The organism is Sphingosinicella sp. (genome assembly GCF_052388015.1).
GTDB lineage: Bacteria > Pseudomonadota > Alphaproteobacteria > Sphingomonadales > Sphingomonadaceae > Allosphingosinicella.
The window spans coordinates 1-25,805 of the sequence record NZ_JBQTIN010000115.1 but is presented as its reverse complement, the minus strand read 5'-3'; the positions used below and the strand labels follow the sequence as shown (position 1 = coordinate 25,805).

General features: G+C 68.5%; 29 protein-coding genes and 2 other RNA genes. 18 read left to right on the top strand and 13 right to left on the bottom strand.

Annotation, left to right across the window (positions count from 1 at the left end; genetic code table 11):
- Positions 1 to 210: 210 nt before the first annotated feature.
- Positions 211 to 1,449 carry a type III PLP-dependent enzyme gene (locus ACT4N3_RS09530; protein ID WP_444854982.1) on the bottom strand — a complete coding sequence of 413 codons (1,239 nt, stop codon included), beginning with the start codon at positions 1,447 to 1,449 and terminating at the stop codon, positions 211 to 213.
- Between the two features lie 140 nt (positions 1,450 to 1,589).
- Here ACT4N3_RS09530 and ACT4N3_RS09525 point away from each other — a divergent pair, with 140 nt between their 5' ends.
- From ACT4N3_RS09525 to ACT4N3_RS09515, 3 genes are read left to right on the top strand one after another with little or no spacing between them, the layout of a single operon-like run.
- Positions 1,590 to 2,540 (top strand): threonine ammonia-lyase, encoded by a 951-nt coding sequence (locus tag ACT4N3_RS09525; protein ID WP_444854981.1) that lies wholly within the window; start codon positions 1,590 to 1,592, stop codon positions 2,538 to 2,540.
- Positions 2,537 to 2,695: a hypothetical protein gene (locus ACT4N3_RS09520; protein WP_444854980.1), complete on the top strand. Its 159-nt coding sequence runs from the start codon at positions 2,537 to 2,539 to the stop codon at positions 2,693 to 2,695. The genes ACT4N3_RS09525 and ACT4N3_RS09520 overlap by 4 nt, the downstream gene beginning before the upstream one ends.
- A complete protein-coding gene (locus tag ACT4N3_RS09515) occupies positions 2,692 to 3,468 on the top strand; it encodes an arginine deiminase family protein (RefSeq protein ID WP_444854979.1) in 777 nt (258 codons plus the stop codon). Before ACT4N3_RS09520 ends, ACT4N3_RS09515 begins: the two co-directional genes overlap by 4 nt.
- Before the next feature lie 113 nt (positions 3,469 to 3,581).
- Here ACT4N3_RS09515 and ACT4N3_RS09510 read toward each other — a convergent pair whose 3' ends face one another.
- Complete coding sequence (locus ACT4N3_RS09510; protein ID WP_444854978.1) at positions 3,582 to 4,238, bottom strand: alpha/beta hydrolase; 657 nt, start codon at positions 4,236 to 4,238, stop codon at positions 3,582 to 3,584.
- A gap of 134 nt (positions 4,239 to 4,372) precedes the next feature.
- Here ACT4N3_RS09510 and ACT4N3_RS09505 point away from each other — a divergent pair, with 134 nt between their 5' ends.
- From ACT4N3_RS09505 to ffs, 4 genes are all read left to right on the top strand, one after another.
- Positions 4,373 to 5,467: a cysteine desulfurase family protein gene (locus ACT4N3_RS09505; protein ID WP_444854984.1), complete on the top strand. Its 1,095-nt coding sequence runs from the start codon at positions 4,373 to 4,375 to the stop codon at positions 5,465 to 5,467.
- Positions 5,464 to 5,799 carry a 2Fe-2S iron-sulfur cluster-binding protein gene (locus ACT4N3_RS09500; protein ID WP_444854977.1) on the top strand — a complete coding sequence of 112 codons (336 nt, stop codon included), beginning with the start codon at positions 5,464 to 5,466 and terminating at the stop codon, positions 5,797 to 5,799. The genes ACT4N3_RS09505 and ACT4N3_RS09500 overlap by 4 nt, the downstream gene beginning before the upstream one ends.
- An 86-nt stretch (positions 5,800 to 5,885) precedes the next feature.
- Positions 5,886 to 6,776: a class A beta-lactamase gene (gene bla, locus ACT4N3_RS09495; protein ID WP_444854976.1), complete on the top strand. Its 891-nt coding sequence runs from the start codon at positions 5,886 to 5,888 to the stop codon at positions 6,774 to 6,776.
- 34 nt (positions 6,777 to 6,810) lie between these two features.
- Positions 6,811 to 6,908, top strand: an RNA gene (ffs, locus tag ACT4N3_RS09490) — signal recognition particle sRNA small type.
- A gap of 10 nt (positions 6,909 to 6,918) precedes the next feature.
- On the opposite strand, the gene ACT4N3_RS09485 is transcribed toward ffs, so the two are convergent.
- Positions 6,919 to 7,965 (bottom strand): substrate-binding domain-containing protein, encoded by a 1,047-nt coding sequence (locus ACT4N3_RS09485; RefSeq protein WP_444854975.1) that lies wholly within the window; start codon positions 7,963 to 7,965, stop codon positions 6,919 to 6,921.
- A 120-nt stretch (positions 7,966 to 8,085) separates the two neighbouring features.
- Between ACT4N3_RS09485 and ACT4N3_RS09480 the strand changes: the two genes are divergently transcribed.
- Together ACT4N3_RS09480 and ACT4N3_RS09475 are read left to right on the top strand one after the other, a co-directional pair.
- Positions 8,086 to 9,732 (top strand): DNA polymerase III subunit gamma/tau, encoded by a 1,647-nt coding sequence (locus ACT4N3_RS09480; protein ID WP_444854974.1) that lies wholly within the window; start codon positions 8,086 to 8,088, stop codon positions 9,730 to 9,732.
- The gene (locus ACT4N3_RS09475) at positions 9,733 to 10,056 is read left to right on the top strand and encodes a YbaB/EbfC family nucleoid-associated protein (RefSeq protein WP_444854973.1); all 324 of its coding nucleotides are present in this window, start codon (positions 9,733 to 9,735) and stop codon (positions 10,054 to 10,056) included.
- A 133-nt stretch (positions 10,057 to 10,189) separates the two neighbouring features.
- Here ACT4N3_RS09475 and mtgA read toward each other — a convergent pair whose 3' ends face one another.
- From mtgA to ACT4N3_RS09460, 3 genes are all read right to left on the bottom strand, one after another.
- A complete protein-coding gene (gene mtgA / locus ACT4N3_RS09470) occupies positions 10,190 to 10,960 on the bottom strand; it encodes a monofunctional biosynthetic peptidoglycan transglycosylase (RefSeq protein ID WP_444854972.1) in 771 nt (256 codons plus the stop codon).
- A gap of 98 nt (positions 10,961 to 11,058) precedes the next feature.
- Positions 11,059 to 11,961 (bottom strand): RNA polymerase sigma factor RpoH, encoded by a 903-nt coding sequence (gene rpoH / locus ACT4N3_RS09465; RefSeq protein WP_444854971.1) that lies wholly within the window; start codon positions 11,959 to 11,961, stop codon positions 11,059 to 11,061.
- A 62-nt stretch (positions 11,962 to 12,023) separates the two neighbouring features.
- On the bottom strand, positions 12,024 to 12,980 hold the full coding sequence (locus ACT4N3_RS09460) for an RluA family pseudouridine synthase (RefSeq protein ID WP_444854970.1): 957 nt from the start codon (positions 12,978 to 12,980) through the stop codon (positions 12,024 to 12,026).
- A 108-nt stretch (positions 12,981 to 13,088) separates the two neighbouring features.
- On the opposite strand from ACT4N3_RS09460, the gene ACT4N3_RS09455 reads away from it, so the two are divergent.
- On the top strand, positions 13,089 to 13,730 hold the full coding sequence (locus tag ACT4N3_RS09455) for a histidine phosphotransferase family protein (RefSeq protein WP_444854983.1): 642 nt from the start codon (positions 13,089 to 13,091) through the stop codon (positions 13,728 to 13,730).
- 23 nt (positions 13,731 to 13,753) lie between these two features.
- Here ACT4N3_RS09455 and ACT4N3_RS09450 read toward each other — a convergent pair whose 3' ends face one another.
- The 5 genes from ACT4N3_RS09450 to ACT4N3_RS09430 all read right to left on the bottom strand — a co-directional run bounded on the left by ACT4N3_RS09450 (position 13,754) and on the right by ACT4N3_RS09430 (position 18,057).
- The gene (locus tag ACT4N3_RS09450; RefSeq protein WP_444854969.1) at positions 13,754 to 14,284 is read right to left on the bottom strand and encodes a hypothetical protein; all 531 of its coding nucleotides are present in this window, start codon (positions 14,282 to 14,284) and stop codon (positions 13,754 to 13,756) included.
- 29 nt (positions 14,285 to 14,313) lie between these two features.
- Positions 14,314 to 15,423 carry an ABC transporter permease gene (locus tag ACT4N3_RS09445; RefSeq protein WP_444854968.1) on the bottom strand — a complete coding sequence of 370 codons (1,110 nt, stop codon included), beginning with the start codon at positions 15,421 to 15,423 and terminating at the stop codon, positions 14,314 to 14,316.
- Positions 15,424 to 15,542: 119 nt separating this feature from the next.
- Entirely contained in the window at positions 15,543 to 16,460 is a 918-nt protein-coding gene (locus ACT4N3_RS09440) for an ABC transporter ATP-binding protein (protein ID WP_444854967.1), read from the bottom strand.
- On the bottom strand, positions 16,457 to 17,428 hold the full coding sequence (locus ACT4N3_RS09435; protein ID WP_444854966.1) for an HlyD family secretion protein: 972 nt from the start codon (positions 17,426 to 17,428) through the stop codon (positions 16,457 to 16,459). Before ACT4N3_RS09435 ends, ACT4N3_RS09440 begins: the two co-directional genes overlap by 4 nt.
- On the bottom strand, positions 17,425 to 18,057 hold the full coding sequence (locus ACT4N3_RS09430) for a TetR/AcrR family transcriptional regulator (RefSeq protein ID WP_444854965.1): 633 nt from the start codon (positions 18,055 to 18,057) through the stop codon (positions 17,425 to 17,427). Before ACT4N3_RS09430 ends, ACT4N3_RS09435 begins: the two co-directional genes overlap by 4 nt.
- Positions 18,058 to 18,175: 118 nt before the next feature.
- Here ACT4N3_RS09430 and ACT4N3_RS09425 point away from each other — a divergent pair, with 118 nt between their 5' ends.
- The 8 genes from ACT4N3_RS09425 to ACT4N3_RS09390 all read left to right on the top strand — a co-directional run bounded on the left by ACT4N3_RS09425 (position 18,176) and on the right by ACT4N3_RS09390 (position 25,013).
- Complete coding sequence (locus ACT4N3_RS09425) at positions 18,176 to 20,527, top strand: chemotaxis protein CheA (RefSeq protein WP_444854964.1); 2,352 nt, start codon at positions 18,176 to 18,178, stop codon at positions 20,525 to 20,527.
- Positions 20,520 to 20,954, top strand: a complete 435-nt coding sequence (locus ACT4N3_RS09420; RefSeq protein WP_444854963.1) for a chemotaxis protein CheW — start codon at positions 20,520 to 20,522, stop codon at positions 20,952 to 20,954. The genes ACT4N3_RS09425 and ACT4N3_RS09420 overlap by 8 nt, the downstream gene beginning before the upstream one ends.
- Before the next feature lie 89 nt (positions 20,955 to 21,043).
- On the top strand, positions 21,044 to 21,409 hold the full coding sequence (locus ACT4N3_RS09415; RefSeq protein WP_444854962.1) for a response regulator: 366 nt from the start codon (positions 21,044 to 21,046) through the stop codon (positions 21,407 to 21,409).
- 62 nt (positions 21,410 to 21,471) lie between these two features.
- Complete coding sequence (cheB, locus tag ACT4N3_RS09410; RefSeq protein WP_444854961.1) at positions 21,472 to 22,503, top strand: chemotaxis-specific protein-glutamate methyltransferase CheB; 1,032 nt, start codon at positions 21,472 to 21,474, stop codon at positions 22,501 to 22,503.
- Positions 22,494 to 23,339, top strand: a complete 846-nt coding sequence (locus ACT4N3_RS09405; RefSeq protein WP_444854960.1) for a CheR family methyltransferase — start codon at positions 22,494 to 22,496, stop codon at positions 23,337 to 23,339. Before cheB ends, ACT4N3_RS09405 begins: the two co-directional genes overlap by 10 nt.
- Before the next feature lie 42 nt (positions 23,340 to 23,381).
- Entirely contained in the window at positions 23,382 to 24,080 is a 699-nt protein-coding gene (locus ACT4N3_RS09400) for an N-acetylmuramoyl-L-alanine amidase (RefSeq protein ID WP_444854959.1), read from the top strand.
- A 6-nt stretch (positions 24,081 to 24,086) separates the two neighbouring features.
- Positions 24,087 to 24,453: RNase P RNA component class A (rnpB, locus tag ACT4N3_RS09395), an RNA gene on the top strand.
- Positions 24,454 to 24,482: 29 nt separating this feature from the next.
- Positions 24,483 to 25,013, top strand: a complete 531-nt coding sequence (locus ACT4N3_RS09390) for a J domain-containing protein (protein ID WP_444854958.1) — start codon at positions 24,483 to 24,485, stop codon at positions 25,011 to 25,013.
- 92 nt (positions 25,014 to 25,105) lie between these two features.
- On the opposite strand, the gene ACT4N3_RS09385 is transcribed toward ACT4N3_RS09390, so the two are convergent.
- Both ACT4N3_RS09385 and ACT4N3_RS09380 read right to left on the bottom strand, forming a co-directional pair.
- On the bottom strand, positions 25,106 to 25,573 hold the full coding sequence (locus ACT4N3_RS09385; RefSeq protein WP_444854957.1) for a PaaI family thioesterase: 468 nt from the start codon (positions 25,571 to 25,573) through the stop codon (positions 25,106 to 25,108).
- The coding region (locus tag ACT4N3_RS09380) for a SufE family protein (RefSeq protein WP_444854956.1) at positions 25,570 to 25,805 on the bottom strand (236 nt) is incomplete at its 5' end. The genes ACT4N3_RS09385 and ACT4N3_RS09380, both read right to left, overlap by 4 nt.

Genomic DNA, 25,805 nt, shown 5'->3' with positions numbered 1-25,805 from the left:
CGACGATCGGCCGCGCGTCGAAGCTCTTGATGTCGATATGCTCGACCTCGGTCGACAGCAGCTCCGCCTTGCGGGTGTCGTTGATCGGGGCGTCGGTGGTCATTGCAGTCTCCAGATTCAAAATGTGTCGTCACCCCAGCGCAGGCTGGGGTCCATTCTGACTCAGCATGGATGCCAGCCTTCGCTGGCATGACGTTGAGTGGATGGCGGTTACAACTGAACGACGTTCGACGGAATTGCGCGTTCCGCCTCGGCCTCGCCGTAGAGCGTCGTCATCGGCTCGTCCTCGGCGATGACCTTGAGGTCCGCCCCGAAGCCGTTGAACTGGGTGCGCATCGCGCAGCCATAGGCGCCGAGCATGCCGATCTCGAGATAGTCGCCGGCCTGCACGTCCGCGGGCAGCATGAACGGACCGGCCATATGGTCGAGATCGTCGCAGGTCGGCCCGTAGAAGCTGAACGCCATGGGCCGAGCGTTGCTCGGCTCCGAGCGGAGCAATTGCACCGGGAAGCGCCAGCCGACATGGGCGGCGTCGAACAAGGCGCCATAGGCGCCGTCGTTGATGTAGAGCGTGTCGCCGCGCCTTTTCTCGACCCGGACCAGCACGCTCGCATATTCGGCGCACAAGGCCCGGCCGGGCTCGCACCACAGCTCCGACGAATAGGAGACCGGCAGATCCTCGAAGGCGCGGTGGATGGTGTCGAAATAGGTTTCGAGCGGGGGCGGCTCCATGCCCGGATAGGAAGAGGGGAAGCCGCCGCCGACGTCGACGATGTCGACCGTCACCGCCGCCTCGACGATCGCCGCGCGCACCCGCTCCATCGCCTCGCGATAGGCGGTCGGGGTCATCGCCTGGCTGCCGACATGGAAGCAGATGCCGAGCGCGTCGGACGCCTGGCGGGCGGCCATCAGCAGCGCCTTCATCTCATTGGGCTCGGCGCCGAACTTCGCGGCGAGGCTGAGCTTCGAATGGTCGGAGGAAACCCGGATGCGCACCAGCAGGTTGAGATCGGTCGCAGGAACGCCCTCGGTGGCGGTCGCGCGGACGATCTTCTCCAGCTCCTCCTCGCTGTCGAGGCTGAAGGTACGGACATTATGGCTGAAGTAGGATTCGGCGATCGCTTCTTCGGCCTTCACCGGGTGCATGAAGCAGATCACCGCCTCCGGCAGGGTCTCGGCGACCAGCTTCACCTCGGCGATCGAGGCGACGTCATAATGGGTCACGCCCGCATCCCACAGGATACGGAGCAGGTCCGGCGACGGATTGGCCTTTACGGCATAGAGCGACCGGCCCGGAAACCTCTCGACAAAGAAGCGGGCGGCGCGCCGTGCGGCGTGCGGACGAATGAGCGTGACCGGCTGAACCGGGCGCAATTTCGCGATGCCGGCACCGCTGGCGGTGCCGTTCGGGAGCGACGCTAGCCCCAGCGCAATATGGTGCGTGTGCAACTCAAGGGACCTCCAACGGGACAGTTGACGAAAAAGCAGCCTTGCGGTTTGGAAGTCCCTTGGGGCTGCGGCCGGGCGATATATGTGTGTAAGCCCCCCCTGTAAAGTCCTGTGATTTCCCTCACTTTCCCAGAGGCTTCATGACCGAGAGACAACCAACGGCGAGCGGTGTCATCGCTGCGGCGAAGCGGATCGCCGGCCAGGTGACGGTGACTCCCCTGCTGCCGTTCGAATTTCGGGGGACGCGATTGTGGGTGAAGGCGGAGTGTCTGCAGCCGGTCGGCTCGTTCAAATTGAGAGGCGCGACCAACCGGCTGCTCCAGCTCAATGAGGCTGAGCGGGCGCGCGGCGTCGTGGCCTTCTCGTCCGGCAATCACGCGCAGGGAGTGGCGCTGGCGGCCAAGCGGCTCGGCGTCGCGGCGACGATCGTGATGCCGGCCGACGCACCGGCGGTGAAGATGGACGCGACGCGCGGGCATGGCGCGGACGTCGTTCTCTACGATCGCGCCACCGAGAGCCGGGAAGAGATCGGCAGGCGGCTGGCCGGCGAGCGCGGCGCGACTTTGGTGCCGAGCTTCGACGATGTCGACGTGATCGAGGGGCAGGGGACGGTCGGGGTCGAGATCGCCGCGCAGCTCGGCCGCCAGCCGCCTTTGGTGGTCGTGCCCTGCGGCGGCGGCGGGCTGTCGGCCGGGATCGCGCTCGCTTTGCCGGAAAGCCGGGTCCTTGTCGCCGAGCCCGAGGGCTGGGACGACATGGCCCGATCGCTGGCCGGCGGGTCGATCGTGCCGGTTGCCGAGCCCGCGCCGCCGACCCGCTGCGACGCGCTCCAGACCAAGCTGGTGTCGCCGCTGACCTTCGGCGCGCTGCAGGCGGCGGGCGCCGAGGGCGTGGCGGTCAGCGAGGCAGAGGTGGGGGCGGCGGTGCGCTACGCCTTCTCGACCCTGCATCTCGTCGCCGAGCCTGGCGGCGCCGCGGGGCTGGCGGCTTTGCTGGCGGGCAAGGCGGGCGATGTGCCGGAGGACAGCGTGATCGTCCTCTCGGGCGGCAATATCGACCCGGTGCTGTTCGCGCAGATTCTCGCGGAATGAGCGGAACGCTGCTCTCGGTGATGATGCTGGGCGTGTTCGCTCTGGCGGCCGGCGGCCTTTACCTGCTCCGCACCGGCCGCGAGCGCGCCAAGGCGGCGCTGATGCTGGTCGCGGCACTGGTGCTGTTCGGCAACGTATTGTTGCTCTCGTTGTGAGCCGGGTTTTCGATTTCTCTCATGCGATCGCCCGCCAGCCGGCGGCGAGCGTCGTCGACGGGCTGCGTGCCGGCTCCGGGCCGTCGCCGGCCTTTTACGGCGTGCAGGCCGAGCATGGCGCTTATGTCGCGGCGCTCGGTGAGGCGGGCGTCGTAGTGGACGTGCTTCCCCCGCTCGAGGCGTTTCCGGATTCGATCTTCGTGGAAGACCCGGCCTTCGTGCTGGCGGAGGGCGCAATCCTGCTCCGGCCCGGCGCGCCGAGCCGCGCCGGCGAGGCGGAAACACTGGCACCGGCGCTCGCGGCGCATTTCGGGACGGTCGCGCGGCTGGAGGCAGGCAATGCCGATGGCGGCGACGTGCTGATCCTGCCGGATGAAGTGCTGATCGGCCTTTCCGCCCGCACCGACCGCGCGGGCGCGGAGGCGCTGGCACGCTGGCTGGAGAGCCTCGGCCGCCGCGCCCGGATCGTCGCCACGCCGCCCGGTATGCTCCATTTCAAGACCGCCTGCGCGTTGCTCGACGAGGAAACGGTGATCGCGACGCCCGCCGTCGCCGAGGCCGGGCTCTTCGACGGCATGGACGTGCTTCGGACGAGCGAGGGCGAGGAGGCGGCGGCCAACCTGCTGCGGGTGAACGATGTGCTGCTCGTGGGCGAGAGCTTTCCGCGCACGATCGAGCGCGTCGTCAATCGCCGCCACGCGGTACGGCCGCTCGCCGTCGAGCAGATCGGCCGGATCGACGCCGGCCTGTCCTGCATGTCCTTGCGGTGGTGACGCTCTCTCCGCTCGTCATTGCGAGGAGCGGAGCGACACGGCAATCCAGCGAGCTTTCGGAGCGGCACTGGATTGCTTCGCTACGCTCGCAATGACTGGGGAAGGCCCAGCGATCAGCGGATCGGGCAGCTCGGGTCCAGCCGGAAATCCAGATAATCGTCCACCACCTTCATCAGGTCCGGCATTTCGTCGGCGAAGAAGTGGTTCGCGCCCGGGATCGTCTTGTGCTCGATCGTGATGTGGCGCTGGGTGCGCAACTTGTCGACCAACTTCTGGGTGGCGAGCGGCGTCACCACTTCGTCCGCCTCACCCTGGATGATGATGCCGCTGGCGGGGCAGGGCGCGAGGAAGCTGAAATCATACATGTTGGCGGGCGGCGCGATCGAGATGAAGCCGCGCGCCTCCGGCCGGCGCATCAGGAGCTGCATGCCGATCCAGGCGCCGAAGCTGAAGCCGCCGATCCAGGTGACTTCCGCTTCCGGGTGGATCGACTGCACCCAATCGAGCGCCGAGGCGGCGTCGCTCAATTCGCCGATGCCGTTGTCGAACACGCCCTGGCTCTTGCCGACGCCGCGGAAGTTGAAGCGCAAGGTGGCGAAGCCGCGCCGCACGAACGTCTTGTAGAGCGCGAGCACGATCGCATTGTTCATCGTGCCGCCGCCCTGCGGGTGCGGGTGGAGGATCATCGCGACCGGCGCGCGGGGGCGCGGCCCCGGATTGAAACGGCCTTCGAGACGGCCCTCGGGGCCGGGGAAGATGACGTCGGGCATAAGCAGATCGATCCGGGCTTCTGATCGCCGCCAGGGGATGTGGCGGCGAGGCGGAGCGGCCTATATAGGGGCTGGTTTCAAATCGCAACTTTTGCGAATCATTCGCAATAAGAATGCGGAGCGCGGCGGACCGGATGTATTATCTCGACTATCAGGCGACCACGCCGCTCGCGCCCGAAGCGCTGGGGGCGATGCTGCCCTGGCTCGGCGGGCCGGGGAGCGAAGGCTACGCCAATCCGGCGAGCCAGTATCGCGCCGGCCGCGCCGCGTCGGTCGCGGTGGAGCTGGCGCGCGAGCAGGTCGCAGCGCTGTTGCCCGCCGGTGGCCAGGTCCACTTCACTTCGGGCGCGACCGAGGCGCTCAACTGGGCGCTGATCCGCGGCGCGGAGATCGCGCCCGGCGGCGCTACCGGCAGCGCGATCGAGCATCACGGGGCGCTGCAATGGCTCGAGGAGACGGGCGCGGACCTCATTCCGGTCGGCGCGGACGGGCTCGTGCCGCCGGCGGCCGAGGCGGTTCTGCCGGAAGGTGGAATCGTGGCGCTGATGCTGGTCAACAATGAGGTCGGCACGATCCAGCCGGTGGCCGATTATGCCGAAGCCGCCCACGCCAAGGGCAGCCTGCTGCTGTGCGACACGGTGCAGGGCTATGGCCGGCTGGCGATTCCGGACGGGCCGGACCTGATCGCGATCAGCGCCCACAAGATCCACGGGCCGAAAGGCATCGGCGCCTTGTGGGTGCGCGACGGGGTGCGCCTGCCGCCTTTGCTGCTCGGCGGCGGGCAGGAGCATGGCATGCGCTCCGGCACCGTGTCGCCGGCTTTGGTCGCCGGCTTCGGCGCCGCGGCCCGGCTGGCGGCGGAACGGAGGGAGGCCGACGCCGCCCACGTCGCGCGGTTGTGGGATATCGCCGTGGAGTTGCTCGCCGACTGGACGATCAACGGCTCGACCCTGCGTCGCTATCGCGGCAATCTGAATGTCCGCCGCGAGGGGGTGAACGCCGTCCGGCTGATGTCGGACGCGCGGGACGTCGCGTTCAGCCTGGGCAGCGCCTGCGGCAGCGGATCGGGGAAGACGAGCCATGTGTTGCGCGCGATGGGTCTCACCGAGCGCGAGACGCATGCCAGCATCCGCCTGGGCTTCGGCCGCTACACGACCGAGGAGGAGCTCCGGATCGCGCTCGGCCTGATCAACGAGGCGGCGACAAGCCAGCTCCGCTTCGCCGCATGACGCTCGTCCGCTTCATCTCCGCCGATGGGACGCAGGTGCAGGAGGTGGAGGCGCCCGCGGGGTCGCGGCTGCTCGACATCGCCCAGAATGCCGGCCAGCCGCTCGAGGGCACCTGCGAGGGGCAGATGGCCTGCTCCACCTGCCACGTGATCGTCGACGCCGAGGATTTCGCGAAGCTGCCCAAGGCGAGCGAGGAGGAAGAGGACATGCTGGACCTCGCCAGCCATGTCACTCGCCACTCGCGCCTCGCCTGCCAGATCTGGCTCGACGCGGCGCTGGCGGCGCTTACCGTCCGCATGCCGGCCGGCGTCCACAACATGCAAGGACGTTGAGCGGCTCAAGGCTGCCGCTAGATTAATTGCGGCTGTCGGGACCGGCGGCGTTGCCTAGATGGGGCGCGTCAAACGGGAGCCGAACGATGATCGACCGCCGCAATTTCCTGATCGGCGCCGCCGCTTTGGCGGCCGCCTGCGCCGAAGCGCCCGTGATCGGCAACAATGGCCAGGCGGAGCGCACCGCGCCGTCGCCCGATTTCGCGCCAATCCTCGTCAGTCTCGGCGCCGATGCCCGGCTCGGCGTCTTCGCGGTCGACACGGGCAGCGGCCGGACGATCGGCCATGACGAGAACGGCCGCTTCGCGATGTGCTCGACCTTCAAGGCGCCGCTCGCCGGCATGGTGCTGCAGCAGGTCGATGCCGGGAGATTGCGTCTGGCCGACACGCGGCCGGTTTCCCGCACCGACCTGGTCGGCCATTCGCCGGCCGTGGAGGCGGCGCTGGGTCGCGAGCGGATGATGCTGGAGGAACTGTGCGCGGCCACCGTGCAGGTCAGCGACAATGCCGCCGCCAATCTGCTCCTCGCCCAGCTCGGCGGCCCGGCCGACTTTACCGCTTTCATGCGCCGCTGCGGCGATACCGTCACGCGGCTCGACCGGATGGAGCCCGAGATGAACCGCGTCGGGGTGGGGGACGAGCGCGACACGACCAGCGCCGCGGCGATGGCCGGGCTGATGCGGACCCTGCTGCTCGGCGACGTGTTGACGTCAGCCTCGCGCTCCCGGCTCATCGGCTGGATGGAAGGCGCGACCACGGGCCTGCAGCGCCTCCGCGCCGGTCTCCCGGCGGGCTGGCGGGCCGGCGACAAGACGGGGACTGCGGGCAGCTACAACAACGATGTCGCCATCGCTTGGCCGCCGGGCCGGCCGCCGATCCTGATCGCCTGCTACATCGACGCGCCGGCCAGCGACAATGCCGGCCGCAATGCGGCGCAGGCGGCGGTGGCGCGGCTGGTGGCTGCTGCTTTCGCCTGATCTTGCATCGCGGCGCTCATCCGACCATATGCGCCGCGGGAGTCGGGCGGACGGAGTTTTCGCCAACCCGGTCAGGTCCGGAAGGAAGCAGCCGTAACGATTTCGCTCCGGGTCGTTCCGGCTCCCACCTCGCCCCAATCGATCAGCGCAGCATCGTCGCCGTCAGCGGTCGCAGCCGGGTCGCGCTTTCGACCGTGCGCTGGCGCTGTTCCTCGGGCAACGGGATCAGGCCGCGCTGCGCGAGATAGCCATTGGCCACGATCGCCGACATATATTCGTTCAGCAACGCCCTGAGGCCGGGCACGCGCTCCACCTGGTCGGACTTCACATAAAGGTAGAGCGGCCGGGCGCCGGGATAGCGTCCGCTGGTGATCGTCTCGGCCGACGGCGCCGTCCCGTCGACCGGGATGCCGCGCAGCCGCTCGCCCTCGCGCTGGAGGAAATTGTAGCCGAAAATGCCGATCGCGCCGGGATTGACGATCAGCCCGGTGGCGGTGCGCTCGTCGTCCTCACCCGATTCGACATAGGCGCCGTCGGTCCGGATCGCGGTGCACGCCTGGTGGAACTGCGCCTCATTCTGCTGCCGCAGCGCGCGCATCCGCTCGTCGGACTGGCAGCCGCCGATCATGATCAGCTCGCCGAGCGATTCGCGGGTGCCGCTGCTCGCCGGCAGTCCGTAGACCATGATCGGCAGATCGGGCAGCGACGGATTGACCTCGTTCCAGCGCCGCCTCTGGTTCGGCTGGCCGAACGGCTGCGCGGCGAGCGCCGTGTAAAGCTCGACCCGGGTGAGGTTGAATTGCTGGGGTGCGGCCGGGCTCTGGACGACGACGACGCCGTCCATGCCGATCTGCAACTCGGTGACGTTGGCGACGCCGTTGGCGCGGCACCGCTCCAGCTCTTCCGGGTGTATCCGCCGCGAGGCGCCGACGACATCCGGATGACTGCCGCCGATGCCGCCGCAGAATTGCTCGAACCCGGCGCCGGTGCCGGTCGACTGGACGACCGGCGCGGGCTGGCCCGCATTGCCGGCCTTGAAGCGCTCCGCCACCGCCTGGGTGAATGGGTAGACGGTGGAAGAGCCGGCGATCAGGATGTGGCCGCGATCGGCCTCGCCGCTGGTCGCGGACTGGCCGCATGCGCCGAGGAGGGCGACAAGCCCCGCCAGAACAAAGAGCCGCTTCTTCATGCCCGCCCTCCTTGCTGATCGGGGCCTTGCTAGCACGGAAAGGTAACGTTGCGGGGTCAAATCCGTGATCCAAGCTTCGCGCTTTCGCGGGAAGGGCGAGTGTGTGCTAGTCCGGCCCCGATGTCCGATTCCCTTCTTGGCCTCGACGAGCCGCCGCAGCCGAAGCGGCCGGAAGGCTATCGCGTCCTCGCCCGCAAATACCGGCCGCAAAGCTTCGCCGAGCTGATCGGGCAGGAAGCGATGGTGCAGACTTTGGGCAATGCGATCAGGCGCGACCGGCTCGCTCACGCCTTCCTGCTCACCGGGGTGCGCGGGGTCGGCAAGACCTCGACCGCGCGGCTGATCGCCAAGGCGCTGAACTGCATCGGCCCGGACGGGCAGGGCGGGCCGACGATCGATCCCTGCGGCATGTGCGAGCCATGCCGGGCGATCGCCGAGGGGCGGCATATCGACGTGATCGAGATGGACGCCGCCTCAAATACCGGGATCGACGACGTGCGCGAGATTATCGAGGCGGTACGCTACGCCGCCGTCTCGGCGCGCTACAAGATCTACATCATCGACGAGGTTCACATGCTCTCGAAGCAGGCCTTTAACGGCCTGCTCAAGACGCTCGAAGAGCCGCCCGCGCATGTGAAATTCCTGTTCGCGACGACCGAAGTGACCAGGGTTCCCGTCACCGTCCTCTCCCGCTGCCAGCGTTTCGACCTCAGGCGCATTCCGGCCGACATGCTCGCCGAGCATTTTCGCAAGATCGCCGAGGCGGAGCTGGTCGCGGTCGAGCCCGAGGCGCTGGCGCTGATCGCCCGCGCGGCCGAGGGCTCGGCCCGCGACGGCCTGTCGATCCTCGACCAGGCGATCGCGCATGGCGAGGCGGGGGTCACCGCCGATCAGGTTCGCGCGATGCTCGGCCTCTCCGATCGCGGCGCGATCCGCCGCCTGCTGGGATTGCTGCTCGCGGGCGACGCGCGGGGCGCGCTGGCGGCGCTCAAGGAGCAATATGATCTCGGCGTCGAGCCGTCGGCGGCGGTGCGGGGCCTGCTGGAGGCCGTCCACGGCATCACCCGCTTCAAGGTCGGCGGCGGCGACGATCCGGCGCTCTCCGCCGAGGAGCGGGAGGCCTATGCCGATTGGGCGGCCAAGCTCTCCTTCGCCACCGTCCACCGTCTCTGGCAGTTGCTGCTCAAGGGCCTGGCCGAGGTCCATGCCGCGCCGTCGCCGCTGGAGGCCGCGGAGATGGCGCTGCTCAGGGTGATTCACGCGTCCGAGCTGCCCGATCCGGGCGAACTGGCGGCGAAGCTGGCGTCGGGCGGGAGCGTCACGCCCACCGCTCCGTCCGCTGCGTCTCCGTCGCCTGGCGGCGAACGAGCGCAGCAGGCCGCGCCGCCGGCCGATTTCCCGGCCTTCGTGAAGCTGCTCGAGGCGCGCGGAAGCGCTTTGCTCGCCCATCGTCTGGCGGAAGACATGCGGCTGGTCGATTATGCGCCGCCGATCCTTCGGCTGCAGGCCAGCCGGGCGCTCGACGCGAAGCGGATCGACGATCTGCTCGGCGAGCTGCGCGCCTTCACCAAGCAGGCGTTCGGCCAGCCCTGGCAGATCGGCATGGCGGAAGGATCGGCCCAGCCGAGCTTGCGCGAGCAGGAGCTTGCCAGCGAGCGCGAGGCCGAGCAGAGGGTGCGCGAGATGCCGGTGGTGAAGGCGGCGTTCGAGGCTTTCCCGGACGCCGAGCTCGCCGGCTGGACCATCGACGATCAACGGAGCGCATGAATGCCCGACCTCAATGAAATCATGAAGATGGCGCAGGATGCGCAGAACCGGCTGATGCAAGCGCAGGCCGATCTCGACAAGGTCGAGGTCGAGGGCGTCTCCGGCGGCGGGCTGGTCAGGATCAAGGCGACGGCCAAGGGCCGGATCGTCTCGGTCGACATCGACGAGAGTCTGCTCGCGCCGTCCGAGAAGCAGATGGTCGAGGACCTGATCGCCGCCGCGATCAACGACGCGCGGGCCAAAGCGGACGTGGCGAGCCAGGAGGCGATCAAGGACGCCACCGGCGGGCTGCAGTTGCCGCCGGGGTTCAAGATGCCGTTTTAAGGCACTGCAGCCCAATAGAGTCATTCCGGCGAAAGCCGGAACCTATGAACTCCATGGCGGGGGTGACCGCGTCCAATCGGTCGCCCCGTCCTGCTGCTCTGTGTTCATGGGTCCCGGCTTTCGCCGGGATGACTCAGCGGGAATAAACACAGGCGTCGAGTCCGTTCCGCGCCACGACCTCCATCCGCGCCGCGATCGCGTTGCCGTAGCGGCGGGTGAAGCCGGCCGGGGCAATCGCCTCGCGCCGTTGCGGCAGCGGCAGGACGGCGGCGATCCGCGCCGCCTCCTGCACCGACAGCCGGTCGGCGCCATGGTTGAAATAGCGGATCGCGCCCGCCTCGGCGCCATAGGTGCCGATGCCGGTCTCGGCGACGTTCAGATAGACCTCCATGATCCGCTCCTTGGACCAGAGCAGCTCGATCAGCAGGGTGAACCAGGCCTCCAGCGCCTTGCGGAACCAGCCGCCGCCCTGCCAGAGGAAGACGTTCTTCGCCGTCTGCTGGCTGATCGTCGATCCGCCGCGGATCACGCCGCGCCCGCTCTGGTTGCGGCGCCACGCCTGCTCGATCGCCTGCGGATCGAAGCCGTAATGGGAGCAAAAGCGCGCGTCCTCGCCGGCGATCACGGCGCGGACCATGTTGCGGTCGATCTCGCCGATCGGACGCCAGGCGATGGTGACCCCGTTGCCGCCGATCAGATCGCCCAGCTGGGTGAGGGTGATCGGCGGATTCACGAAGCGGTAGAGCAGCACCCACAGGACGCTGCCGACGATGAACCAGAAGACGCCTTTGAACAGCCAGCCGAACAGGCGGCGGATCAGGGAGCGACGGCGCGGCGGGGCAAGCGGCTCAGGGGCCGGCGGCTCAGCCGGCTCCGGCGCCGCGACGGCGGTGGGCGGGATCATCGAGTCTCAACCACTTTCACTGGATTGCTTCGCTTCGCTCGCAATGACGAATTTCCGTCATTGCGAGGAGCGCAGCGACGAAGCAATCCAGCTTCGTGTCAGCCGGCCGGCAGCAGCCGCCGCTCGCCGGCGAGGCTCATCAGCGCCTTTTGCAGCTTCTCGAACGCCCGGACCTCGATCTGGCGGATGCGCTCGCGGCTGACGTCATAGACCTGGGAGAGCTCCTCCAGCGTCTTCGGCTCATCGGTCAGCCGGCGCTCGGTCAGGATATGCTTCTCGCGGTCGTTGAGCGATTCCATCGCCTCGACCAGCAGCTCGTGCCGCAGCCGCGATTCCTGCGCGTCTGCGACCCTTTCGTCCTGCAGCGGCTCGTCGTCGACGAGGAAGTCCTGCCAGCTGCCCTCGCTGTCGTCGCGCAGCGGCACGTTCAAGCTGGTGTCGCCGCCCATCGCCATGCGGCGATTCATCGAGACGACGTCCTCCTCGGTGACGCCGAGATCCTTGGCGATCTTGGCGACGTCGGCGGGCTTCAGGTCGCCGTCCTCGAACGCCTCGATGCGGTTCTTCATCCGCCTGAGGTTGAAGAACAATTTCTTCTGCGCCGCGGTGGTGCCCATTTTCACGAGCGACCAGCTGCGCAGGATGAATTCCTGGATCGAGGCGCGGATCCACCACATCGCATAGGTGGCCAAGCGGAAGCCGCGCTCCGGCTCGAACTTCTTCACGCCCTGCATCAGGCCGATATTGCCCTCCGAGATCAGCTCGGAGACGGGCAGGCCGTAGCCGCGATAGCCCATCGCGATCTTGGCGACGAGGCGCAGGTGCGAGTTGACCAGCCTGGCCGCGGCATCGGTGTCCTGATGCTCGGTCCAGCGCTTGGCCAGCATATATTCCTCCTCCGGCGACAGGATCGGGAACTTCTTGATCTCGGCGAGATAGCGGTTGAGCCCCGCCTCGCCGCCCGTCGCCGGGATGGTCGCTACATTCCTGCCAGTGGCCATGAGGGTGACATTCTCCTTGGCGTCGTATCCGGATAATACACCAGATCGGACGCTCGAATCAATTATACGGTGAGGGCGGCTTTCAGTTCCTGAATATCAGGCGGGAGGGGGCTTTCAAAGGAGAGGTTTTCCTTCGAAACCGGATGAATGAAGCCGAGCGCGGCGGCGTGCAGCGCCTGGCGGTGGAAATTCAATTGTTTCAGTAGGTCGCGATGCTCGGGCCGCGCCCGGCCATAGACCGGATCGCCGAGCAGGGGATGGCCGATCGAGGCCATATGGACGCGCACCTGATGCGTGCGCCCGGTCTCCAGCCGGCACTCGACGAAGGCGGCGCCCTTAAGCTGACAAACCTGACGCCACGTCGTGACCGCGCGCTTGCCCCGGCCGTCGGCGACAATCGCCATCTTCTTTCGGTTGGCGGCTGAGCGAGCGAGGGGAGCATCGATCGTCCCTCTCAAGCGCGCAGGGATTCCGGCGACGATCGCCAGATAGCGCCGCTCGATGCTGTGCGCCGCGAACTGCTTCGCCAGGCCTTCATGCGCCCGGTCGGTCTTGGCAACGACGAGCAGCCCGGACGTGTCCTTGTCGATCCGGTGGACGATCCCCGGCCGCGCCACGCCGCCGATTCCCGACAGGCGCCCGGCGCAATGGTGGAGCAAGGCGTTGACGAGGGTGCCGTCGAGATTGCCGGCCGCGGGATGGACGACCATCCCCGCCGGCTTGTCGACGACGAGCAGATGATCGTCCTCGAAGAGGATGTCGAGCGCGATGTCCTGCGCTTCGTTATGGGCGGGGCGGGGCTGCGGCACCGCGACCTCATAGGTCGCGCCGGGCACCGCCTTGATGGCCGGATCGCGCACCGCCGCGCCCTGCGGCCCTATGACGGCGCCGGCGCCGATCAAAGCCTTCAGCCGCTCCCGCGACAGCGTGGGAACGGCCGCTGCGAGCGCGCGGTCCAGCCGCCAGCCGACGGCGTCATTGGCGATCCGCGCCTCGATGATGTTGGTCCCCCCAGACACGTTGAGGAAATGGTGAAGCAGACGCCGGTTTTCAAGATTGGCTCAGCGGCTTGCATCCCGGAATCGCAGCGTCCAATAGGACGCGGACGGCGTATCGTTCAGGGGCTCATCGCAATGAAATCGCACGAATTCGCTTCGTTGCTCTGCTCCCGCCTCTGTCACGATCTCCTGTCGCCGGTCGGCGCGCTCAACAACGGGATCGAGTTGCTCGCCGACGAGCATGATCCGGAGATGCGGGCGCGCTGCCTCGATCTGCTTGCAGAGAGTGCCCGCGCCTCGGCCAACAAGCTCAAATTCTTTCGTCTCGCCTTCGGCGCGGCGGGCGGCTTCGCCGACGTCGTCGACACGCGCGAGGCGAAGGCGGCGATCGAGGGGCTGTTCGGCGGCGACGGCCGGATCAAGCTCGGCTGGATGGTCGAAGAGCCGACCATGTCCAAGGCGGCGCTGAAGGTGCTGCTCAACATCGCCCTGATCGCCGGCGACGCTTTGGTGCGCGGCGGCAATCTCGACGTCGGCGCGGAGAGGCACGAAGGCGGCCTCGACATCGTCATCCGGGCCGAGGGCAACCGGATCGTGCTCGACCCGGAGCTCAAGCAGGTGCTGATCGGCGCGGTCGGCGAGGACGATGTCGCGCCGCGCGCGGCGGCGGCCTGGCTGGCGCACAGCCTCGTGCAAGAGGGCGGCGGCACGATCCAGGTCGCCGACGGCGAGGAAGGGATGCTGCTGATCGGGGCGAGCTTGCCGGCTTAGCGGATCGGGCGCAGCATCTGAGCCTAAGGTCTCGGCCGATAGGTATAATCATAAGACGGCGTCCAGGTTCGGCCGTCGTCGGTCGAGGTCTCTCCGGTCTGGCGCACTGTGTTTCCCTCCGGCCATTGGGTGACCCGGGTCAGGCGTTCGGCCTGGCCGCGGCTCGCCGGTCGGCGGGCGGTGAAGACGAAGCGGCCGTTGGTCAGGCGGCCGCCATAGTCAATCCGGTCGGCGGTGGAATCAACCCAGGTCTGGCGCCATTCGCCGGCGGTCCGGTCGTAGCTGCTGATGCTGCCGCCGGCGTTCATGTCGAACGGGCTCCAGGTCTCGCGGATCGCGCAGTCATTGTAGATACGCTCCACACGCGACGTTCCCGCCATCGACTGAGTTCCGGTGCGGTAGACGTTCCAGTCGCCGACCCAGAAATCGAGCTGCCGATGCTCTGGCGCTGTACAGTTCTGCGGCGGCGGGCGCGGCACGGGCGGCGGCAATTGGCCTTGCGCTTGCGCTGCGGGGATCAGCAAAGCCGCCCCGATCACCCTTCGAATTCCCATCCGGTCTACTCTTAAAGGTGGCGGCCTTCCTAATCCAGCGTCGTCCGGTATCGCGCCAGCGCCAGCGCGCTGACCACGCAGACGAAGATGCCGAGCGCGAGCAGGCTCGGGCCCATGTCGGCGAAGCTCTGGCCCTTGAGCAGCGCGCCGCGCACCACCCTGATGAAATGAGTCACTGGGATGAACGTCCCCAGCCATTGCGCCCATTCCGGCATGCCGCGGAAGGGGAACATGAAGCCGGAGAGCAGGATCGAAGGGAGCAGGTAGAAGACCGAGAGCTGCATCGCCTGCAGCTGTGTTCGAGTCAGCGTCGAGATCAGGAAGCCGAGGCCAAGCGAGCCGAGGATGAACAGAAAGACGCCGAAGATCAGCCCCGGCCAGCCGCCCGCCATCGGCACGCCGAAGAGGACGCGCGCCATGACGAGAATGAGGGCGGTCTGGATCATTCCGACGATCACGAACGGAGCGAGCTTGCCGATCATCACCTCGAGCGGTTGGACCGGGGTCGCGAGCAGGCTTTCCATCGTGCCGCGCTCCTGCTCGCGGGTGACGCCGATCGCGGTCTGCATCACCAATGTGAGCGTCAGCACGATGCCGAGCAAGCCGGGGACGATATTGTAGGCGGTGATGTTCTCCGGATTGTAGCGGCGGTGGACGATCACCTCGAACGGCGCGGCCGGATTGGGGGCGCGGGCGACGGCGCCGGTGAGATCGTGGCGCAGCGCCTCTTGCGGAAGGCGGGCGAGGGCGGCGAGCGCGCTGCCGGTCGCGGTCGGATCGGTGGCGTCGGCCTCGATCAGGATTTGCGCCTGGTCGCCGCGCACGACCCGCCGGGTGAAATCGCCGGGAATGGTGATCGCGAACTGGACCTCGCCGGTGCGGACCAGCCGGTCGAGCTCGGCCGGGCTGCGCGCCTGGTGGGTGATCTGAAAATAGGAGCTATGGGCGAGGCTGGAGACGACCGAGCGGGCGAACACGCTGTTCTCCTGCACCAGCACGGCGGTCGGCAGGTGCCGGGGATCGGTGTTGATCGCGTAGCCGAACAGCAGCATCTGGATCACCGGCACAGCGAGGATCAGGGCGTAGGTGACCCGATCGCGGGTGAGCTGGATGAACTCCTTCACCAACACGGCGACCATGCGGTCGAGCGAGAAGGCCTGGCCCACCCGGCCTTCGTCATCGCGAGGAGCGGAGCGACGCGGCGATCCAGCTTCTGGATTGCTTCGCTGCGCTCGCAATGACGGTTCGTAATCGGTGCTCACTGGAAATTGTCCTCGACGCCGCGCATCAGGTGGATGAACACGTCCTCCAGTGTCGGCTCGGTCCGCTGCCAGCGGAACGGCGATTTCTCATAGGGCTCGATCGCCCGCCCCAGCGCCGCTTCGTCGCTGCCGCTGACGTGAAGGGCGAGGCCGAAGGGCGCCGCCATCTCCACCGCCGGGTTTTCGAGCAGCTTCGGCGCCAGCCGGTCGATGCCCGGCCCCTCGCCGCGCCAGGTGAAAAGCCTGGCCTGGTCGATCACCTGCCCGGCGGTGCCGCGGGCGAGCAATTCGCCATAAGCGATATAGGCGATGTCGTGGCAGCGCTCGGCCTCGTCCATATAATGGGTGGAGACGAGCACGGTGAGGCCGCGCGCGGCGAGCCCGTGGATCTCGTCCCAGAAGGCGCGGCGGGCCTGCGGGTCGACGCCGGCCGTGGGCTCGTCGAGCAGCAGCAATTGCGGCTCGTGCAGGGTGGCGACGGCGAGCGCGAGCCGCTGCTTCCAGCCGCCCGATAGCGTGCCGGAAAGCTGCCTGCGCCGCTCGGATAGGCCAAGCTGGTCGAGCGCTTCGTTGACGCGCTCGGTCCTCTTGTCCAACCCGCGAATGCGTGCCGCGAACTGGAGATTCTCCTCGACCGTCAGATCCTCGTAGAGCGAGAAGCGCTGGGTCATGTAGCCGGTGCGGCGCTTGATCTCCCAATTGTCGGCGATGATGTCGAAGCCCAATGCGGTGCCGGTGCCGCTGTCGGGCGTGAGCAGGCCGCAGAGCATGCGGAGCGTCGTCGTCTTGCCGGAGCCGTTCGGGCCCAGGAAGCCGGTGATCCGGCCCTGCTCGACCTGGATCGAGAAGTCCTTCACCACGCGCCGGCCGCCGAACGACTTGTTCAGCCCCTCGGCCTGGATCGCGACTGTCATCGGATCGGCTCCACGTCGACCGGCAAACCGGGGACCAGTGCGTAACCATTCGCCGGCCGCGCCTCGACCATGAACACCAGCCGGTCGCGCGCCTCACGGCTGTAGATGATCGGCGGGGTGAATTCGGGGCGCGGGCTGACATAAGAGATCGTCGCAACGAGGCCATCGGCGCAGCCGTCGCAGCGGAAGCGGACCTGCCGGTCGGTCTGGTAGGCCGCGACCTGGTCTTGGGGCACGAAGAAGCGGATGGTGATGCGATCGTCGGGGATCAAAGCCACGACCGGCTGGTTCGCCGCCGCATATTCGCCGCGCTGGTAGAACACCTCCTCGATCCGGCCGGCGGAGGGCGCGAGCGGCGACAGGGTGCCGAGCCGGGCGCCGGTCTCGGACACCCGTGCCTGGGCCTGCGCCACGCGGGCGTCGGCGGCGCGGACCTGCGCCTCGCGCTGGCCGAGCGTCGCCACCTCGATCCGGTTGCGCGCCGCCTCGACGCGGGAAGCGGCGCTCTGCCACGCGGCGCGCGCCTCGTCGAGCCGGACCCGGGCGTAGATGCCGCGCCGCACCAGCTGCTCGGCCCGGTTCAACGCGATCCGCGCCTCGCGCGCCGCCGCCTCGGCGGCATCCCGGTCGGCTTCCAATATGCCGATCTCCGCCGGCCGCTGACCCAGCCGGGCGTCCTGCGCCTGCGCCTGCGCGGCGTCGAGCTCGGCCCGCGCCTGCTGCCCTTGCGCGACCTGCTGGTCGGGCTCGATCAGGAACAGCCGCGTTCCCGCCGCGACGCGCTGACCGCGCCGTACCGCCAGCGCCTCGACCCGGCCCGCCTGCGCGGCGGAGAGGTAGAGCGTCTCGCCCTCGACATAGCCGGAGAGCATGTCGCCCCCGCCCGATCCCGAAGCCAGCCATCGCCAGCCCAGAAAGGCGAGCGCCAGACCGGCGAGGATGACGATCACCAGGCGCTGCGGCTTCATGGCTTGTTCTCCACAAGAAGGCCGTCGAGCACCGTCTCGACATGCTGGCGGGCGATCGCCGACAGATCGAGCGCCGCGCCGCCGACCGGGGTGAACGTCTCGCGCCAGAGCACGCCGATCAGCATCGGCCCCATGATCGAGAAGGCGTGGACGCGCGGGTCGCCCGGGCGCACCTCGCCCTTGGCCTGGGCCCGCTCGATCAGCGTGGCGATCAGGCCGACCGCCTTGTCGATCACCTCGTCGTGCCAGACCTTGGCGAGCTCCGGGAAATTGCGCGATTCGCCGATCACCATCTTGGCGACCGCGCCGACCGGCACCCGGGTGACGATCTCGGCGAAGCGCGGCAGCAGCTGGCGCAGCACGATGGCGAACGGCAAATCGGCGGCGAGGAAGGCGGCGCGCATCGCGTCGACATTGGGGATGACGACCTCGCGCACGACGGCGCGGAACAGCTCCGCCTTGCCGTGATAATAAAGGTAGAGCGTGCCCTTGGAGATGCCGGCGCGCGCGGCGATCTCCTCGATCCGCGCGCCCGCAAACCCTTTTTCGGCGAAGACGGCGAGCGCCGCCGCGGCGATATCGGCCGGCCGCGTCTCCTTGCGCCGCCGCCATTTCGGTCTGGTTCCCATTCGCGACTCACTAATAAATGACCGGTCAGTCAGTAACGATTTCCTGACCTCCTGTCGAGTCTGCTCGGTGTGGCGGGTAAACGGCTTGTTTACCAACCGCTTCCATAAGCCTTGCGCGATGGACGAGCTGATCAATGACTTCATCGCGGAAACGCGCGACATGCTGCAGGCGATCGCCGGCGCGATCGTCGCGTGGGAGGCGAATCCGGCCGACCGCGAGCGGCTCGACGAGATTTTCCGCTTCGTCCACACCGTGAAGGGCAATTGCGGCTTCTTCGATCTGCCGCGCCTGCGTGCGCTCAGCCATGCAGCCGAGGACGTCCTCGCCGAGGTCCGCGCCGGCAAGCGCCAGGCCGATGCGCCGCTGGTCAGCGCGGTGCTCGGCGTCATCGATCGGATCGGTGAGCTGGTTTTGGCGCTGGAAACCGGCGAGGCGTTGGCGAGCGAGGATGACGAGCAGCTGATCGCCGCGCTTGGTGGCGAGGCGGCTGGGCCCACAGCCGAGCCGGCCGAGCCGTCCGCCGCACCGGTGGTTGCACCGGAGGAAGGCGAGCGCCGCAAGGCGACGCGTAGCATCCGCCTCTCGGTCGACCTGCTCGACCGGATGATGAGCGGGGTTTCCGACGCGGTGCTGGCGCGCAACGAGCTTGCCCGGCGCCTGCGCGACCTGCCGCGCGACGTCGCCGTCGAGGCGGCGTTCGAGCGGATGTCGGGCTGCATCGCCGAGATTCGCGACGCGATCACCCGCACCCGCATGCAGCGGATCGACAGCCTGTTCGCGGCGCTGCCGCGGATGGTCCGCGATCTCTCCGCGGAGCTCGGCAAGCTCGTGCGGCTGGAACTCGACGGCGGCGATGTCGAGCTCGATCGCGAGATGATCGAGATGATCCGCGATCCGCTGACCCACATCATTCGCAATGCGATCGACCACGGCCTCGAATCGCCCGAGGCGCGGACCGAGGCCGGCAAGCCGGCACAGGGCCGGCTCGCCATTTCGGCCCGCCAGTCGGGCAACCAGATCCTGATCGAGATTGTCGACGACGGCCGCGGCATCGACACTGACGCGCTGGTTCGCAAGGCGGTCGCGGCCGGCCTGGTCACCGCCGAGCGCGCCGACCTCATGAGCCCGGCGCAGCGGCTGGAGCTCATCTTCGCGCCCGGCCTTTCGACCGCCGGCGCGATCACCGCCATTTCCGGCCGCGGCGTCGGGATGGACGTGGTCCGCGCGAACGTCGAGCGCATCGGTGGTGTGATCGACATGGATTCGCGGCCCGGCGAGGGCGTTCGCCTCTGCATCCGCGTTCCTCTCACGCTCACAATCATTCCGGCGCTGACGGTCAGCGCCGGCGGCCAGATTTTCGCCATTCCGCGCTCGGCGATCGATGAGATCCTGCGTCTCGGCGGCGACGCGGTGCGGGTCGACCACGTCGGCGAGAGCGATGTCGCGACCGTTCGCGGCCGGCGCGTGGCCCTTGTCGACCTCCCAGCGCTGCTCGGCATGCCTGGCGGCGCGGAGGATACGGCACGCAAGCTCATCGTGCTGAAGCCTGCCGGCGCGGACGTCTACGCGCTCGCCGTCGATGCGGTGTATGATCATGAGGAGCTGGTGGTGAAGCCGGCCGCCCCGCCGGTGATGACCGCCGGCGTCTATGCCGGCACCACGCTTGCCGACGATGGCCGGCCGATCCTCGTCCTTGACCCTTCCGGCATCGCCAAGGCTGCGCGGCTGAGTCTGCTCGCGCAGGAGGCGGCGCCGGGCCCGGACGCGGACGATGTCGCCGCCCGCGCCGGGGCGACGGCGCTGCTGTTCCGCGCCCTCGACGGCGCTGCGCGCGCGGTGCCGGTTTCGCTCATCGAGCGGATCGAGGACGTGTCGGCGGCCGATATTCAACAGAGCGGCGGACGGCTCCGCGTGACGGTCGACGACCAGATCGTGCCGCTCGCCGGCTGCGCTGAGCCGCCGGCCGACGGCAAGCTGCGTGTCCTACGCCTGACCGACGGCGCGGCCGAGGTCGCTTATGCATTTGCCGAAGTCATCGACATCCGCCCGCTTGAAGGCGCGGTAAGCTCGGTAGCGGCGCCAGGCGAAGTGGCCGGCGTCCTCCTGGTCGATGGCCTTCAGGTCGAACTGCTCGATGTGCACTGGCTGTTTGCGGCCCATGTCGATGCCCCGCTCGGCGACGACGGGCCGGTCTGCGCCCTCCCGGTCGGCGATCCCTGGATCGACACGATGCTGCGGCCGCTGCTCGAAGGACTGGGCTATCGGATCGTCGCGGCGGGCGAAGGCGTCGCCGCCGACATCTTCATCGCCGGAACCGACGACACGCCGCCGGCCGTCGGCGGCACCGAAATCCTGCGGTTGCGCGCCAGCCCGGAGCCGGCCAGCGAGAATGACAGCTCGATTTACCGCTATGACCGCGACGCTTTGCTGAGCGCGCTCGGCGCTGCAGGAGGCCGTCGCCATGGCTGATCTGCTGCTCGTCGTCAGCCTCGCCGGCCGCCGCGTCGCCTTTCCGGCCGCGGATGTGGAAGGCGTGGTGGAGCTCGAAGGGCTGACGCCCGCGCCTTGCGCCGCGCCGCATGTCGCCGGCCTGTCGGCGCTGCGCAGCAGGGTGCTGACCGTCATCGACAGCCTGGTCGCGCTTGATGCCGGACAAGCCGGTGAGCGGGCGCTCGCCAATGCCGTCATCGTGCCGTCGGGAGGCCATCCTTATGCGCTGCTCGTCGACGCGGTCGAGGACGTGGTCGAGGCCGCGTCCGCCGTCGTGCCGCTCGCCGCGCCGGCGGGTAACGGCTGGGACCGGGTCGCGCTCGGCATGGTCGAAGCGGGGAGCGACCCGCTGCTGCTGGTCGATCCGCATGCGTTGATTGCGGGTCCGGCGGCGCAGGCGGCCTGAACCCTTTCGTGAAAGCCGCGCTAAGCCTTTAAAGTTACGCTTACTTCCTGTCGTTATAGCGCAGAGAACAGCCTGGGGAGCGTCCTGTGATGAGAAGTTGTCTGGTGGTCGATGATAGCAAGGTGATCCGCAAGGTCGCCCGCCATATTCTCGAGACGCTCAACTTTCGCGTCGACGAGGCAGAGGATGGCCGCGAGGCGCTGAGCCGCTGCGACGCCAGCATGCCCGACGTGATCCTGCTCGACTGGAACATGCCGGTGATGGGCGGGATGGAATTCCTGCGCGCGCTCCGGCAATCAGCGCGTGCCGTCCAGCCCAAGGTCGTCTTCTGCACGACCGAGAACGACCTTTCCCACATCCGTGCGGCAATCGAAGCGGGCGCGGACGAATATGTGATGAAGCCGTTCGATCGCGAGACGCTCCAGTCCAAGCTGCAGATCGTCGGCGTCGCGTGACCGCGCTCGCCGCCCCGGCGCGGGGGCGGATCGTTTCTCAAGCCGATCCTCCCATCCGCCTGATGATCGTCGATGACTCGGCGGTCGCCCGGGCGATTCTCGCGCGGATACTTGGCGCCTTCCCCGATTTCGCGGTCGTGGCCCAGGCCGGCGACGCGCGCGCGGCGATGGAGATGCTGGACACGACCGATATCGACATCGTGCTGCTCGATGTCGAAATGCCGGGCGCGAGCGGGCTGGAAGCCTTGCCGACCATCGTCGCCGCCGGGCGCGGCGCGCGCGTGCTCATCGTCTCTTCGATGGCCGAGGAAGGCGCGGAAGTGACGGTGCGGGCGCTGGCGGCCGGCGCGGCAGACGCGCTGCCGAAGCCGGGCGCCGCCGCTTTCTCCGGTCGTTTCTCCGAGGTGCTGGCCGATCGACTCCGTCGCATCGGCCGCGTCGACCGAATGCCGGAAGCAGCGGCCGGCGCGGATGAGCCACTCGCCGCGCCGCGGCTCCGGGAGATGCCGGACGCGCCGCTCGGCTGCCTGGCGCTCGGCGCCTCGACCGGCGGCCTGCCGGCGCTGATCGATTTCCTGCGGGCGCTGCCGCCGCGGATCGGCGCGCCGATCCTTGTCACCCAGCATTTGCCCGAAATCTTCATGCCGCACTTCGCGCGCCAGCTGAAGGTGGCGTGCGGCCGGCCGGCGCTGGTCGCGGCGGACGGCGCCGGGCTTACCGCCGAGACGATCCATGTCGCGCCGGGGGATGCGCATCTCACGCTTGTCCGCAACGGTCTGGAGGTCGCCGTAAAGCTCGATCGTCGTCGCGCCCCCTCCGGTTGCCGGCCATCGGTCGACCCCATGCTGACCTCGGTCGCCGCGGCTTATGGCGATGGCGCGCTGGGCGTGATCCTGAGCGGCATGGGCCGCGACGGCTGCATCGGCGCCCGCCGGCTGGTCGAAGCGGGCGGGGCTGTCCTCGCTCAGGATCGAGCGTCCTGCTCGGTCTGGGGCATGCCGCGCGTCGTCGCGGAGGCGGGGCTTGCCGCTGCCGTGATGCCGCCGGCCGATCTCGCCCGCCGCGTCGGCGCGAGGGTCGCATCATGCAGGTGAGCCAGTCCGCCCAGCGCATTCTCGCGAGTTTGCTCGAAGCGCGCAGCGGCCAGCAGCTGGCGACCAACCGGGGCTGGCGGATCGACACCGCGCTCGCCGCGATCATGCGGGAGCGCGGCTTCGGCAGCGCCGACGAGCTGGTCGCGCGCCTGGTCTCCAACAAGGATGCCGATCTCGTCGACCAGGTCATCGAGGCGCTGCTCAACAACGAAACCTATTTCTTCCGCGACAAATTGCCGTTCGATCTGCTGCTCGGCGGTCCGGTCCAGCGCATCGCCGAAGCGCGGGCCGCGACCAGGCGCCTCGCGATCTGGTGCGCCGGCTGCTCGACCGGGCAGGAGGCCTATTCGCTCGCTATGGCCTTCGCCGAGGATGTCGCCCGCTGGCGCGGCTGGACGATCGAGATCGTCGGCACCGATCTGTCGAAATCGGCGATCGAGCGCGGCAAGGGCGGCGTCTACAGCCAGTTCGAGGTGCAGCGTGGGCTGCCGATCATGCAGATGCTGCGCTGGTTCAAGGAGCTGGGCGGGCAGGAGTGGAAGATCGACGATCAGTTGCGGTCGATGGTCCGCTTCGAATCGGGCAACATCATCGGCGTGCCGCCGCGCCCCGGTCGCTTCGACATCATCCTGTGCCGCAACGTCCTGCTTTATTTTGCGCCCGACATGCGCCGCCTGGCCTTCAATCGGCTGGCCGCGTCGGTCGCGCCGGACGGCGCGCTGATGCTGGGCGCGGGCGAAACGGTCATCGGTCAGACCGACCGCTTCGTCTCCGATCCCGATTGCCGGGGCCTCTACAAGGTCGCGACGCCCGCCGCAGCCGCCAAGGTCGCCTGACGAGAGTTTCCGGCGCCGCCGACACGGCTTATGGTAACGCTCGTGGAAGACGGGATCATCGAGGCGCCGTCGCCCAATTTCGACGATCGCGACCAGCCGGTCTCGATGGTCGTCGTCCACTATACAGGGATGCAGGACGGCGCTTCGGCGATCGCCCGGCTTCGCGATCCCGAAGCCGGCGTGTCCTGCCACTATGTGGTCGACGAGGAGGGTCGGACGCTGCGGCTGGTGCCGGAGGACAAGCGGGCCTGGCATGCGGGCAAATCCCACTGGCGCGGCATCGACGGCGTGAACGCGATCAGCATCGGCATCGAGATCGTCAATCCGGGCCACGAATTCGGCTATCGGCCCTTTCCGGCCGAGCAGATGGCGTCGGTCGTTCGGTTGATGGCCGGGATCATGCAGCGTCACACGATCCCGATCGCCAACGTCGTCGGCCATTCGGATGTCGCGCCGACCCGGAAGCAGGATCCGGGGGAGCTGTTCGACTGGGCTCTGCTTGCCCGGCACAATTTCGCTGTTCGCCGACCGACGGAGGGGCTGGTCGATCCCGGCTGGACGGACGGCGGCTTCTGTCTGGCGCTGGAGCGCTACGGCTATGACGTGCGCGATGCGTTTGCCGCCACCGTCGCCTTCCAGCGCCGCTTCCGCCCGGAACTGATGGACGGCACGATCGACGGCGAGTGCCGCGCGATCCTCTTGCGCCTGCTCTTGGACCGCGAGACCGGAGCCGCTACATAGGCTTTGCCAGAGGGTCGGGCGGCCGCGGCCCCGCGCAAGCGGGGGCGAGGAAAGTCCGGGCTCCATGGAACGACGGTGCCGGGTAATGCCCGGCGGGGGCGACCCCAGGGAAAGTGCCACAGAAAGCAGTCCACCGGATTTCGGTCCGGCCAGGTCGAAAGGGTGGGGCAAGAGCCCACCGCGCTTCCGGTAACGGCGGCGGCACGGCAAACCCCACCGGGAGCAAGACCGAATAGGGGCGGCATATGGGCTTCGTTCCGGCCCCGCTGCCCGGGTTGGTTGCTGGAGGCCATGCGCGAGCATGGTCCTAGAGGAATGGCCGCACAGCTCAGCGATGGGCGGACAGAACCCGGCTTACAGACCCTCTGGCGCTTGATTTTTGGGCTGACTATCCGGGTGAGCATGGCGAAGGCGAAGCGTTCGAATGACTGGGGGTTTCCGCGCTGGCGCGCCTACGGCACGGCGCGCGAGGCCGAGCCGGTGCGAATCTGCGACCGGCACGGCTGCGACGCGCCCGGCGACCGGCCGGCGCCCAAATCGCCGAACAGCCGCGAGCGCTGGTGGTTCTGCGAGGATCATGCCGCCGAATACAATCGCAGCTGGAACTATTTCGAAGGGCTGACGGCGGAAGACGCTGCGGCGCGCGAGGCGAACGAGCGGCAGGGCGCCGACGCCTTCGCCAGTGCCTCCCACTACGGCTGGGGCGGCCCGGGTGATGGCAGCCGCAGCCGCGACGAGATGCGCGCGCTCGATGTGCTGGAGGTCGAGGCGGACGCCGATTTCACCGCCATCCGCGCCGCCTGGCGGCGGCTCGCCAAGGCCAATCATCCGGACGTGAAGCCGGGCGACGCCGAGGCGGCGCGGCGGTTCCAGGCGGTGCAGGCGGCCTATGAAGTGCTGCGCGCGGCGGAGGAGCGGCGGGCCTCGGCCTAACGTCATTGCGAGGAGCGAAGCGACGCGGCAATCCAGAGTGACAGACTGGATTGCTTCGCTTCGCTCGCAATGACGGCTGAATAATTCGAGCCTTACTCCGTCGCCACGAAGGTGCCGGTCGCATGGGCGATCGGGTCGTCCGGATCGCCATGATGGGCGACGCCGCGGACGAAGCCCACCCGCTTGCTCAGCCCGTAGCATTCGCCGCGGCCGAGGATCGTCTCGCCGGGCGTCGCCGGCTTCAGATAATCGATCCTGAGGTCCATCGTCGCCTGGTGGCGGAAATGGCCGAGCTTGACCCAGACGGCGAGGCTGGTCGCCAGGTCCATCAGGCTGATGATCGGCCCCGAGGCGATGATGCCGGTCGCCGGCACGCCGACCAGCTCGGGCCGGTAGGGGAGGGCCAGCTCGACCCAGTCCGCCCCGTGCGCGCGATAGGCGACGCCGAGCGCGCCGCCATGACCGACCCGGCTCACATAGGTCATGAACCGCTCCGGATCGAAGGCCTGTCCTGAGCCCTGTCGAAGGGCGGTGTCCTGGCTGCGGGGATCGCCGCTCATCCGGCCAGCCGCTCGGCCGTCTCGCGGACCAACGCGATCATATTGGGGACGCCCTGGGTGCGGTTGGAGCTGAGCTGGTTCCTGAGATCGAACGGTGCGAGCGCGCCCTCGATGTCCATCGCCGCGACGTCGGCCGCCGGCTTGTCCTGAACGGCGGCGAGGATCAGGGCGACGATGCCCTTGGTGATCGCGGCGTTCGAATCGGCGAGGAAATGAAGCCGGCCGTCATCGC

Excerpts from the sequence above, each read along its gene's own strand:
- ACT4N3_RS09390 (WP_444854958.1), top strand. The coding sequence starts at position 24,483 with ATGGCGAAGGCGAAGCGTTCGAATGACTGGGGGTTTCCGCGCTGGCGC.
- bla (WP_444854976.1), top strand. The coding sequence starts at position 5,886 with ATGATCGACCGCCGCAATTTCCTGATCGGCGCCGCCGCTTTGGCGGCC.
- ACT4N3_RS09485 (WP_444854975.1), bottom strand. The coding sequence starts at position 7,965 with ATGAAGAAGCGGCTCTTTGTTCTGGCGGGGCTTGTCGCCCTCCTCGGC.
- ACT4N3_RS09440 (WP_444854967.1), bottom strand. The coding sequence starts at position 16,460 with ATGACAGTCGCGATCCAGGCCGAGGGGCTGAACAAGTCGTTCGGCGGC.
- ACT4N3_RS09445 (WP_444854968.1), bottom strand. The coding sequence starts at position 15,423 with ATGGTCGCCGTGTTGGTGAAGGAGTTCATCCAGCTCACCCGCGATCGG.
- ACT4N3_RS09510 (WP_444854978.1), bottom strand. The coding sequence starts at position 4,238 with ATGCCCGACGTCATCTTCCCCGGCCCCGAGGGCCGTCTCGAAGGCCGT.
- rpoH (WP_444854971.1), bottom strand. The coding sequence starts at position 11,961 with ATGGCCACTGGCAGGAATGTAGCGACCATCCCGGCGACGGGCGGCGAG.
- ACT4N3_RS09430 (WP_444854965.1), bottom strand. The coding sequence starts at position 18,057 with ATGGGAACCAGACCGAAATGGCGGCGGCGCAAGGAGACGCGGCCGGCC.
- ACT4N3_RS09405 (WP_444854960.1), top strand. The coding sequence starts at position 22,494 with ATGCAGGTGAGCCAGTCCGCCCAGCGCATTCTCGCGAGTTTGCTCGAA.
- ACT4N3_RS09505 (WP_444854984.1), top strand. The coding sequence starts at position 4,373 with ATGTATTATCTCGACTATCAGGCGACCACGCCGCTCGCGCCCGAAGCG.
- ACT4N3_RS09415 (WP_444854962.1), top strand. The coding sequence starts at position 21,044 with ATGAGAAGTTGTCTGGTGGTCGATGATAGCAAGGTGATCCGCAAGGTC.
- ACT4N3_RS09525 (WP_444854981.1), top strand. The coding sequence starts at position 1,590 with ATGACCGAGAGACAACCAACGGCGAGCGGTGTCATCGCTGCGGCGAAG.
- ACT4N3_RS09480 (WP_444854974.1), top strand. The coding sequence starts at position 8,086 with ATGTCCGATTCCCTTCTTGGCCTCGACGAGCCGCCGCAGCCGAAGCGG.
- ACT4N3_RS09425 (WP_444854964.1), top strand. The coding sequence starts at position 18,176 with ATGGACGAGCTGATCAATGACTTCATCGCGGAAACGCGCGACATGCTG.
- ACT4N3_RS09520 (WP_444854980.1), top strand. The coding sequence starts at position 2,537 with ATGAGCGGAACGCTGCTCTCGGTGATGATGCTGGGCGTGTTCGCTCTG.
- ACT4N3_RS09420 (WP_444854963.1), top strand. The coding sequence starts at position 20,520 with ATGGCTGATCTGCTGCTCGTCGTCAGCCTCGCCGGCCGCCGCGTCGCC.
- ACT4N3_RS09500 (WP_444854977.1), top strand. The coding sequence starts at position 5,464 with ATGACGCTCGTCCGCTTCATCTCCGCCGATGGGACGCAGGTGCAGGAG.
- ACT4N3_RS09475 (WP_444854973.1), top strand. The coding sequence starts at position 9,733 with ATGCCCGACCTCAATGAAATCATGAAGATGGCGCAGGATGCGCAGAAC.
- mtgA (WP_444854972.1), bottom strand. The coding sequence starts at position 10,960 with ATGATCCCGCCCACCGCCGTCGCGGCGCCGGAGCCGGCTGAGCCGCCG.
- cheB (WP_444854961.1), top strand. The coding sequence starts at position 21,472 with ATGATCGTCGATGACTCGGCGGTCGCCCGGGCGATTCTCGCGCGGATA.
- ACT4N3_RS09450 (WP_444854969.1), bottom strand. The coding sequence starts at position 14,284 with ATGGGAATTCGAAGGGTGATCGGGGCGGCTTTGCTGATCCCCGCAGCG.
- ACT4N3_RS09385 (WP_444854957.1), bottom strand. The coding sequence starts at position 25,573 with ATGAGCGGCGATCCCCGCAGCCAGGACACCGCCCTTCGACAGGGCTCA.
- ACT4N3_RS09435 (WP_444854966.1), bottom strand. The coding sequence starts at position 17,428 with ATGAAGCCGCAGCGCCTGGTGATCGTCATCCTCGCCGGTCTGGCGCTC.